General features: G+C 70.9%; 5 protein-coding genes. 2 read left to right on the top strand and 3 right to left on the bottom strand.

All coding sequences use genetic code 11. The features are described 5' to 3' along the window. From AB0M27_RS44790 to AB0M27_RS44780, 3 genes are all read right to left on the bottom strand, one after another. The coding region (locus tag AB0M27_RS44790; RefSeq protein WP_365731609.1) for a beta-ketoacyl synthase N-terminal-like domain-containing protein at positions 1–3,869 on the bottom strand (3,869 nt) is incomplete at its 3' end. Positions 3,870–4,378: 509 nt separating this feature from the next. Further along, a complete protein-coding gene (locus AB0M27_RS44785) occupies positions 4,379–7,132 on the bottom strand; it encodes an AAA family ATPase (RefSeq protein WP_365731607.1) in 2,754 nt (917 codons plus the stop codon). 351 nt (positions 7,133–7,483) lie between these two features. Beyond that, a complete protein-coding gene (locus tag AB0M27_RS44780; RefSeq protein WP_365731605.1) occupies positions 7,484–8,140 on the bottom strand; it encodes a class I SAM-dependent methyltransferase in 657 nt (218 codons plus the stop codon). A gap of 346 nt (positions 8,141–8,486) precedes the next feature. Between AB0M27_RS44780 and AB0M27_RS44775 the strand changes: the two genes are divergently transcribed. After that, positions 8,487–9,344, top strand: coding sequence for a sugar phosphate isomerase/epimerase (locus tag AB0M27_RS44775; RefSeq protein ID WP_365731603.1), 858 nt, complete (start codon positions 8,487–8,489; stop codon positions 9,342–9,344). 45 nt (positions 9,345–9,389) lie between these two features. After that, a partial coding sequence (locus tag AB0M27_RS44770) for a beta-ketoacyl synthase N-terminal-like domain-containing protein (protein WP_365731601.1) occupies positions 9,390–10,675 on the top strand: 1,286 nt, incomplete at its 3' end.

The raw sequence follows: 10,675 nt of genomic DNA, 5'->3' as shown, positions 1-10,675 counted from the left end.
AGTTCGCCGATGGAGTGGCCCATGAGGTAGTCGGGGGCCAGTCCGTGTTCGGTGAGGTAGTGGTAGAGGGCGGTTTCGAAGGTGAACAGGGCGGGCTGGGTGTAGAGGGTGTCGTGCAACAGGCCCGCGAGTTCGCTGTCTTCGTCGGCCCACATCACTTCCAGCAGGGGGTGGGGGAGGTGGGTGTCGAAGCGGGCGGCGATGTCGCGCAGGAGTTCGCCGAAGCGGGGGTGGGCCTGGGCCAGTTCGCGTCCCATGCCGGGGTACTGCGCGCCCTGACCGGTGAACAGCACCGCCAGCTTCCCGGCGGGAACGGGCGGCTCTTCGATGATGACGTGGGCGTTGGTGCCGCTGATGCCGAAGGAGGAGACGGCGGCGCGGCGGGGGGTGTCGGTGGTGGGCCAGGGCTGCGGCTCGGTGAGGAGTTGGATGCCGCTGTGGTTCCAGTCGACCTGGGTGGAGGGGGCGTCGACGTGGAGGGTGGCGGGAAGCAGCCCGGCGCGCAGAGCGAGGACCATCTTGATGATGCCGGCGATGCCCGCGGCGGCCTGGGCGTGCCCGATGTTGGACTTGATGGAGCCCAGGTAGAGGGGTTGTTCCGGGTGGTGTTGGCCGTAGGTGGCCGTCAGGGCCTGGACTTCGATGGGGTCGCCGAGGGTCGTGCCGGTGCCGTGCCCCTCGACGGCGTCGATGTCGGCGGGGGTGAGTCCGGCGGTGGCGAGGGCCTGGTGGATGACTCGTTGCTGGGCGGGGCCGTTGGGGGCGGTCAGGCCGTTGGAGGCGCCGTCCTGGTTGACGGCGGAGCCGCGGATCACGGCGAGGACGGGGTGATGGTTGCGGCGGGCGTCGGAGAGCCGTTCGAGTAGGAGCATGCCGGCGCCTTCGGCCCAGCCGGTGCCGTCGGCGGCGTCGGCGTAGGACTTGCAGCGGCCGTCGGCCGACAGCCCACGCTGACGGCTGAACTCCACGAACATGCCAGGCGACGCCATGACGGTGACACCGCCCGCCAGGACGAGGTCGCACTCACCGGACCTCAGCGCCTGTACCGCCTGGTGCAGGGCGACCAGGGAGGAGGAGCAGGCGGTGTCGATGGTGACCGCGGGACCCTCCAACCCGAAGGTGTAGGCGACGCGGCCGGAGATGACACTCGGTGTGACGCCCGTCAGCAGGTGGCCGGCCGTGTCCGCGGAGGCGTCGGCGAGGCGTGGTCCGTAGTCGAGCCCGGTCGCGCCGACGAAGACGCCGGTGCTGGTGCCGTTGAGGGTGGTGGGGTCGATGCCGGCGCGTTCGAAGGCCTCGACGGTCAGCTCCAGCACCAGCCGCTGCTGGGGATCCATGGAGAGGGCTTCGCGGGGGCTGATGCCGAAGTGGGCGGGGTCGAAGTCGGCGGCGGTGTGCAGGAAGCCGCCCTGGCGGGTGGTGGAGGTGCCGGTGTGGTCCGGGTCGGGGTGGTACAGCCGTTCCAGGTCCCAGCCGCGGTCGGTCGGGAAACCGCTGATGGCGTCGACGCCGTCGGCCACCAGTTGCCACAGTTCCTCGGGTGAGGTGACGCCGCCGGGATAGCGGCAGGCCATCGACACCAGCACGATCGGGTCGTCGTCGGCCGTGCGCGGAGCGGACACCGTCACCGAGGGAGAAGCACCGGAGCGCAGGTCGGCCAGGTGCCGGGCGAGCGCGGCCGGTGTCGGGTGATCGAAGAGCACGGTGCTGGGCAGCGCGATGCCGGTGTCGGCCTGCAGCGCGTCGCTCAGTTCCACCGCGCCGATCGAGTCGAGTCCCAGGTCACGGAAGGTGAGGTCGGCGCCGACGTCCTCCGCGCGGGCGTGCCCGAGGATCTCCGCCGCGGCCTGCCGCACCCGGTCGAGCAGGTCGCGCACGTCGGCGGGCGCCACCGTCACCGACCCCGAACCTACGACCCCGCCGCCGGCAGACACATGGGCCGCCTCTGTGGTGTTGCCATCGCCCGACGCGTGGGCCGCCTCCGTGGTGCTGCCGTCGCCCGACGCGTTGGCTGCCTCCACGGCCCCGCCGCCGGCCGGCGCGGGAGCACCCTCCTCGGCTCCGCCGTCGGCCGAGACGCCGGCTCCCTCCACAGCCGTACGGTCGGCCGACGCCCCGGCGCCCGCCGGGGCGTCGTCCGTCGGCGTGCCGGGTGCCACACCCGGCCAGTACCGCCCGCGGTCGAAGGCGTATCCGGGCAGCGCGACGCGAGCCGCGGTGAGTCCGCTGAACGCCGGTGTCCAGTCGACCGTCTCGCCCTCCTCGAACCGGGCGGCCGACGCCCGCAGTTCCGCGGGCGCCGGTGGCTGGGACGGCCGTACGCCACGGGCCAGCGCGGCGAGTGCCTCGCGCAGTGTGTCGCGGTCCTCGGCGAGTACGACGGCGCGGTGCGCGAAGGTCTCACGGGTGGTCGCCAGGGAGAAGGCGACGTCGGCCAGGCCGAGTTCGTCGGTGTCGAGCGCGGCGTGCAGTCGTCCGGCCTGGGCGCGCAGCGCGGTCTCGGTGCGGCCCGACAGGGGGAACGGCAGCGGGCCGGTGACCGGCGTCTTCGCACGCGGCGCGGGTGCCGGTGCCTCGCCGAGCACCAGGTGGCAGTTGGTGCCGCCCATGCCGAAGGAGCTCACCCCGGCGACGAGCGGTCCGTCGGGCGACGGCCAGGAGGTGAGGGACCGCTGCACCTCCAGCCCGAGCGCGGCGAGGTCGATTTCGGGGTTCGCCGACTCGAAGTTGAGGCTGGCGGGCAGCCGGCGGTGGCGGATGCTCAGCACCGTCTTGATCAGGCCGGCGACGCCCGCCGCGCCCTCCAGGTGGCCGATGTTGGTCTTGACCGAGCCGACGTGCAGCGGTGCCGGCCGGGACGCCGCGTCGAACGCCATGCCCAGGGCGGCGGCCTCCACGGGGTCGCCGACGCGGGTGCCGGTCCCGTGCAGCTCGACGTACTGCACCTGGTCGGTCGACACGGTGGCCGCGGCGTGGGCGCGCCGCAGCACGTCGGCCTGGGCGTCGGGGCTGGGGACGGTCAGCCCGTCGGTCGCGCCGTCGTTGTTGACGGCGCCGCCGCGGATGACGGCGTGGATGCGGTCGCCGTCGGCGAGTGCGTCGGGCAGCCGCTTGAGCAGCACCACGCCGCCGCCCTCACCCCGCACGAAACCGTTGGCGCGTGCGTCGAAGGTGTAGCAGCGGCCGTCCGGGGAGAGACCGCCGAAGCTCTCGACGGCGGTCGCGGCGGCCGGGTCGAGCAGCAGGTTCACGCCCCCGGCGAGCGCCAGGGAGGCTCCGTGGGCGCGCAGGCTCTCGCAGGCGAGCTGGACCGCCACGAGGGAGGACGCCTGGGCCGCGTCCACGACCATGCTCGGTCCCTGCAGGCCCAGCGCGTAGGAGACGCGGTTGGCGATGAGCCCGCGGCGGGTTCCGGCCAGGGTGTGGCGGGTGACGGACTCGGGGGCGACACGGTGCACGATGGCGCCGAAGTCGTCGGAGAACGAGCCGATGAACACGCCGGTCGAGCTCTCCCGCAGGCTCGACGGGCGGAGGGCGGCGTCCTCCAGGGCCTGCCAGCTGAGTTCGAGCGCGAGCCGCTGCTGGGGGTCCATGGTGACGGCTTCCCGCGGGGAGATGCCGAAGAAGGCCGGGTCGAAGGTGTCGACGGACTCCAGGAAGCCGCCGAAGCGCAGCGGACCGTCCACGGGTGCCGGGGCGCCCGCCAGCTCGGCGCGCCCGGTCGGCAGGGTGCCGACGGCGCTCCGGCCGGTGCTGAGCAGCCTCCAGAAGGAGGCCAGGTCGGGGGCGCCCGGGAAGCGGCAGGCCATACCGATGATGGCAATGTCGACCGGTGCGGACTGCGTCGCGTGCGTGTGCTGAGGCTCCATGGCGCCTGGCGGCCTTCCTGCGGGGAGACTGTGGCCGGCCGGACCTGGCGCCTGCGGATCACGGCGCCCTCGGACCGCCCTGCCCGAGAGGAGAGTGTCGTGCCGAGTGCAGCCCTGATCGTGGCCGATGGCTTGCGGTCGTCACCACCCGTAGGCACCCCTAGGCCAGGCATCGCCCCGCAGACCGGCGGCGGCGCGGCGGCCGCCACCGGCCGCGGTTGCCCCACGGGGGCGCCGGTGTTTCCGGGCCGAACGGGCGCAAGCGCGCGGGGCCGAGCGCGCTCGGCCACTGACTGTGGATCCACTGACTGCGGATCGAATGACTGCGGATCGAAAGCGCTTCATGGGTGAGCGAGTCGCACCACACGGCGCAGGCACGAGCCGTGCCGGTGCACCGGGCGATGACGACTCGGTGACCGGCACGGCTCGTGCCTGCGATGCTTCGTTACGGTCGGGTTACGCGCGTAGCCGCGGAGCAGGATGACCGGGGGACGGTGTGTGCGGCGGGGTCAGGCGGCGGAGACCCGCAGCTTGACGGGCAGGTCCTCGCGACTGCGTACCTTCATCTTCTTGTAGACGCGGGTGAGATGCTGCTCGACGGTGCTCACCGTCACGAAAAGCTCCTGGGCGATCTCGCGGTTGGTCAGGCCGCGGGCGGCGAGGGTGGCCACGCGCTGTTCCGACTTGCTGAGCCTGTCGAAGCCGTGGTCCTTCTTCGCGGGCCACTCCTCGGTCGGCTCCAGCGGGGAGGCGGCCACCATCAGTGAGTCGGGGACCGTGTCCGCGTGGCAGACCTTGGCCATCCGGCGGGCGCGCAACCCGGCGGTGCGTGCCTTGTCCTTGTCGCCGATGGCCCGGTGGGCCGAACTCAGATCGGCCAGGCAGCGCACCAGTTCGTAGCGGTCACTGCTGGACTGGAGCAACTGCATGGACTTGTTGAGGATCGTCAGGCGTTCCTTGAAGTCCCGGGTGCAGGCCAGCGCGCGCAGCGCCATGCCGCGCGCGCGGGTGCTGCCGAAGCCGCGCATCGCCAACTGCTCCTCCAGCAGGGTCGATGCCTTGTCCCGCTGGTCCAGGGAGAGCCAGGCCTCGGCCGCGCCGACCCGCCAGGGCACCAGGACGGGAGTGTCCAGGTTCCACTGCTGCATCTGCTCGCCGCAGGTCATGAAGTCGGCCAGGGCCGCGTAAGGGCGTCCACTGGCCAGGTGGTGCTGGCCGCGGGCGTAGAGATAGTGCAGGCCGGACCGGGTCTGGAACAGTGCGGGCGCGGCAGCCGTCGCGAAGCACCGGGCGGCCTTGTCGTGGTTTCCGATGGAGGTGTGCGCCTCGGCGAGGGTGGCCAGGGCCAGCCAGCCGTGGGTGTCCAGCGAGTGCGCCGGGTTGTCGGCGACCGCGGCCGAACTGTGCTCGACCGCGACGTCGAGTTCGCCGCGGCGCAGCGCGACCAGGGCGAGCAGACCGCGCAGTACGGCGGTCCAGGCGCCGAGGCCGTGGTCCATCGCGTCCTTCAGGAAGCGATTCGCCGCCTGCTGGGCGGAGTCCAGGGACGACGAGTAGACGAGCGTGAGGACGGCGGGCACCACACAGGCGCGCACCGAGCCGTCGAGCAGACTGCCCGTCTGCAGTGACTGCTCGGCCTGGGCGGCGATGTAGGCGTCGCCGTTGCCGGTCAGCACCGACAGCAGCGACTGGTGCGCCTGGAGCCTGGCCCGGACGGCGGGGGAGGCGGTCAGGGACGCGCCCTCCGGCACCGGACCGGCGGCCGCCCGTAGCACGCCCGGAAAGCTGGAGGCGATCTGGAGTTCGGTCACCTGCATTTCGGCCGCGACATCGGGCCGGGCGACATCCGGGTGCCGGACAACGCTGTCGATGATCTGGACCGCGTCGTGCACCTGGGCGTTCCAGAGCATGGCCTGGGCCACCGGCAGTGCCGTGGCAGGCGCCATCAGGCCGGTCAGGATCGACGTCTTCAGCGACTGGTAGCGCGCGGTCGCCCGGCCCACCTCCACCATGGAGCTGATCTCGGCGAGTTGGGCCTTGATCTCGTACCGGGTCGTGTCGTCGGTGCACGAGGCGTCGGCCAGCTTGAGGTAGCGGAGACAGAGATCCACCTGGCCGGCGGCGAGGACGTGACGGGCGGCGTCGCGCAGCACCGGCAGGCCCCACTCGTCCTTGACCGGACCGGCCGCCAGCAGGTGGAAGGCGATCGCCTCGGGCGCGGCGCCGTGGGCGTGCAGCAGTCGGGCGGCACGGTGGTGCATCTCGATCAGCGTGGCGCTCGGGATGGTGCGCAGCACGATGTCCCGAACCCGTTCGTGCCGGAACACGCAGCCCACCACCAGCCCGCTGGCCTGGAGTCGTCGCAGCGCGGTACGGATCAGGCCGAGGGGCGCCTCGCACAATTCACTGAGTTGGTATTCGTCGGAACTCTCGCCGAGCAGTGCCACACCCTGGGCCACGATGCGGGCCAGTCGGCCCATACGGTGCAGGCAGACCTGGACGGCCCGCTGGAAGGCGTCGCCCGCGCACGACCCCGTGCCACAGCCGGGCGTATCGGCGTCGGAAGCGGAGGGCTGCGTCTGCCTGTCCTCCATGAGCGCCGATATCAGTAAGGGATTACCTCCTGTAATTTCGTGGTAATGCGTCGCGAGTTCCGTGTCCACCGGATCCGTAAGTGTTTCGGCGATCATTTCTGCGACCGCATCGGAATTCAAAGGTTCCAGTGAAATGCTGCTCACGTGGGATTCGTAGAGCATTTCCAGGAGAATCGGTGAAGCGGATTCCACACTCGCGTCCCACGACACGAATACCGAGAGCGGCAGCGATGCCGTACGGGCGGTGAGGTGGCGCAGGCAGCGGATGGACTGCGGGTCCGCGTGGTGGATGTCGTCGACGACCAGGACCACAGGGCCGCGCTCGGCCATGCCGGCGAGGGCGAGCTGCGCCCGCTGGGCCACGTGCAGCCAGCCGGAGGCGCCGGAGAGGTCCTCCGTGAGGCTCGTCAGGACCGCTTCATCTCGGGTTTCCTGGGTGAACAGCTGCTGGATGAGGGCAAACGGTTCGTGACGGTCCTCCCGAAGGGCGCGGGCGCTGGAGACCGTGGCGCCCGCGGCCCGGGCCCGCGCGGTGAGGGCCCGCAGCAGTGTGCTCTTGCCGATGCCCGTCGGTCCGCTGACCGCGGCCATGGTGCCGACCCCGGCGTCGAGCCGGCGGAGCAAGAAATCGATGTCTATTCGTGTGTAACCGCGACCCAGCAGCGTCATCACCAAACCTCACCTTCCCCGTCGCGTGGCCGGCCCATGTCTCGGGGGTGACCCGGCACACGCGCAGCCTGCCGCTCACGATTTCCCAGTAACCGCGGGATCCGCTGGTCAGTCAGTTCCGTGTGTGACTTCTGTATAGCCTGTACGCATCTTCGGTGGAGAGTCAATCTCTTTAGCCAATGTTTGCGTAACCTTGAATCATGTCCACGCTGGAAACCTCGCGTATGGCAACCGTTATCTGTCGATCCTGACCTCGGTAAGCAGGCAGCCCCCGCCAAAGAATGACGGGGGCTGCGTAGGGGTTGTACGGCGAATTCCGGCCATGACCCGGCATGACCGGTTCCGCGTGGTTCAGCTCAAGCGGGTGGACAGGACCAGACCGTCACCGATGGGAAGTTCAACAGTGAAATAGTCCGGTCCGTAGACGTGCTCCAGGTACGGCTCCCACAGCCAGCGCGCGAGGTTGACGTCGTCTCCCAGCACCAGGGCGTTCGGGGCCAGCACCGGCTCCAGCATCTTCAGAACGGTCAGGTTGTCGTCCTTCCACGCGTCGAGCAGCAGAAGGTCGATCGGCCCCTCGAGGTCCTTCAGCGTCTGCAGGGCGTCGCCCTCACGGATCTCGACGTACTCGCTCAGTCCGGCCTCGGCGATGTTGCGGTGGGCCACCTCGGCCTTGGCCGGCATCACCTCGGTACCGATCACCAGCCCCCCGCCGTTGTCCTTGACGGCGGCGGCCAGGTAGATCGTCGACACGGCGAACGACGTGCCGAACTCCACAGCCCGCCGCACCCCCCGCGTACGGCAGAGAAGGTACATGAGGTTGCCGATGTCCCGGTGAACCGGCAGATAGGCCTCGGCGAACATCTCGTTGAGGGCCTCGTGGCCGATCTGCTCCGGCGGCCGCCCGTCGGCGATCAGCTTCTGGATCGGTTCCGCGTCCTTGACCTTCTCGTCCTCGTAGAGGCGATCGAGCAGGGCGCTGACGTTTGCGTCGTTGAGTGTCGTCATGCCACGCCTTTCGGGTGGTGGGAGCTGGCCGGCGCGGCCAGTCCGGGCGGAGATCGAATCGAGGGGAACCCGTCCGGGTCCGACCCGGCTGGATCGCATCCGTCTCGGTCAGTCCACCCGAGCGCCGGGTTCGCCGACGAGGCTAGGGCCCCCGAACCCCCACCAGGCCAGTCCACGGGTGGTGTTAGGGGGGCCGAATCCCCTGATCTGGGGTCCGGTCCGCTGGCGCCCCCTTCCGCCCAGGTGGCTGAATGACCGTGGCCGGGACCGGCACGTCCGTCCCCGCGTCCCCGCATCGGACCCGCCCGGCGAGTGCAGCTACCGGAGCCGACGATTGGACCAACGAGTGGATCAACTGCGGAGCCGCCGGCTCTTCTTCGCCCACCACCACCTGACCGGATCCCCCTGGGGACAACCCGCCGTCCACGCCTTCCCCGAACGCGCCGCCGCCGTGGCCGCGGTCGGCTCCACGGGCATCGGCTTCGACGCCCAGGAACTCACCCAGCTCGTCGCCACGCGCTCCGCCGACTGGGTCCGCGGCGTGCTCGACGAACACGGCCTGCACATCGGCGAACTGGAGGTCCTGACCTGGTGGTGGGGCACCCCCGAGGACGCCGACGCCTCCCGCCCCATGGAGGAGCCGATGTTCGCGCTGGCCGACGAGTTCGGCATCGGCCGGCTCAAGGCGTCCGCGGTCTTCCTGGAGCCCTCCGGCCGGCCGTCGCTGGACCTGCTCGCCGAACGGTTCGCCGCACTGTGCGACCGGGCCGCCGAGCACGGGCTGCGCATCGCGCTGGAACCGGTCGCCGCCTTTCCCCTGTTCACCTACGCCGACGCGGCCCAGGTCGTCCTCGACGCCGGCCGCCCCAACGGCGGCGTCGAGATCGACGCCTGGCACTTCTTCCGGGACCCCACCGGCTTCGCCGCCCTGGAACGGCTGGACGGCACCCACATCACCGGCCTGGAACTCTGCGACGGCGTGGCCGAACCCCAGGTCTCCCTCATGGAGGACTCCGCGGACGGCCGACTGCTTCCCGGCACGGGCAGCTTCGACCTGCCCCGGCTGCTGCACGAGATCGAACTCCGGCAGCCCGACGTCGACCTGTCGGTGGAGGTGCTCTCCGCCGAACTGCGCACCCTGCCCCCCGCCGAGAACACCAAGCAGACGGTGGCGGCGGTGGACGCCCTGCTCGGCAGGCGCTGAACGGCACCCGGCCCGCTCCCCAGCACTCACGTCAGGACGGCTTCCATGACCCAGGAACACCAGCCTCAGCAGGATGACAGGCTCCGTGACTACCTGAAGCGGGCCACCACCGAACTGCAGGCCACCCGGCGCCAGTTGAAGACGCTGAGGGAAGCGGCACGCGAACCCGTCGCCATCATCGGCATGTCCTGCCGGTTCCCCGGCGACGTCACCACTCCCGCCGAGCTGTGGCAACTGGTCGCCGAGGGCCGCGACGCCATCACACCGTTCCCGACCAACCGCGGCTGGGACCTCGACGGCCTGTACGACCCGGAGCCCGGCGTCGAGGGCAAGACCTACACACGCGCCGGTGGTTTCCTGCACGACGCCGACCAGTTCGACGCCGACTTCTTCTCGCTCAGCCCCCGGGAGGCGATCGAGTCCGACGTCCAGCAGCGGATCCTGCTCGAACTCGCCTGGGAGGCCTTCGAGGCGGCGGGCATCGACCCCGCCTCGGCTCGCGGCAGCCGTACCGGCGTCTTCGCCGGGCTCGTCTACCACGACTACCCGGGCAACGCGAACATGGGCTCCATCGTCTCCGGCCGGGTCGCCTACACCCTCGGTTTCGAGGGCCCGGCCGTGACGGTGGACACGGCGTGCTCGTCGTCCCTGGTCGCCCTGCACCTGGCCGCGCAGGCCCTGCGCTCCGGTGAGTGCGCGCTGGCCCTCGCCGGCGGCGTGAACGTCATGTCCGCCCCTGACGCGTTCGTGGAGTTCAGCCGCCAGCGGGGGCTGTCGCCGGATGGCCGGTGCAAGGCGTTCGCGGAGGCGGCAGACGGGACCGGCTGGGGTGAGGGCGCCGGTCTGCTGCTGGTTGAGCGGTTGTCAGATGCGCGGCGGCTGGGGCATCCGGTGTTGGCGGTGGTGCGGGGTTCGGCGGTCAATCAGGACGGTGCGTCCAATGGTCTGACGGCGCCGAACGGGCCGGCGCAGCAGCGGGTGATCCGAGCTGCGCTGGCCAGTGCCGGGCTGTCCGGTGGTGATGTCGACCTGGTCGAGGCGCACGGGACGGGGACGCGGCTGGGGGATCCGATTGAGGCTCAGGCACTGCTGGCCACTTATGGGCAGGACCGGGAGGGCCGGGCGCCGCTGTATTTGGGTTCGTTGAAGTCCAACATCGGTCATGCGCAGGCGGCTGCGGGTGTGGCTGGTGTGATCAAGTTGGTTGAGGCGATGCGGCATGGGGTGATGCCGCGAACGCTGCATGTGGATGCGCCGTCGCCGCAGGTGGATTGGTCGGCGGGTGCGGTGGAGTTGCTGACCGAGGCGCGGGAGTGGCCGGGGGTGGGGGA

The sequence above is a fragment of the Streptomyces sp. NPDC052107 genome (genome assembly GCF_040680215.1).
Taxonomy (GTDB): Bacteria; Actinomycetota; Actinomycetes; order Streptomycetales; family Streptomycetaceae; genus Streptomyces.
This window is presented reverse-complemented; position numbering and strand designations above follow the sequence as displayed.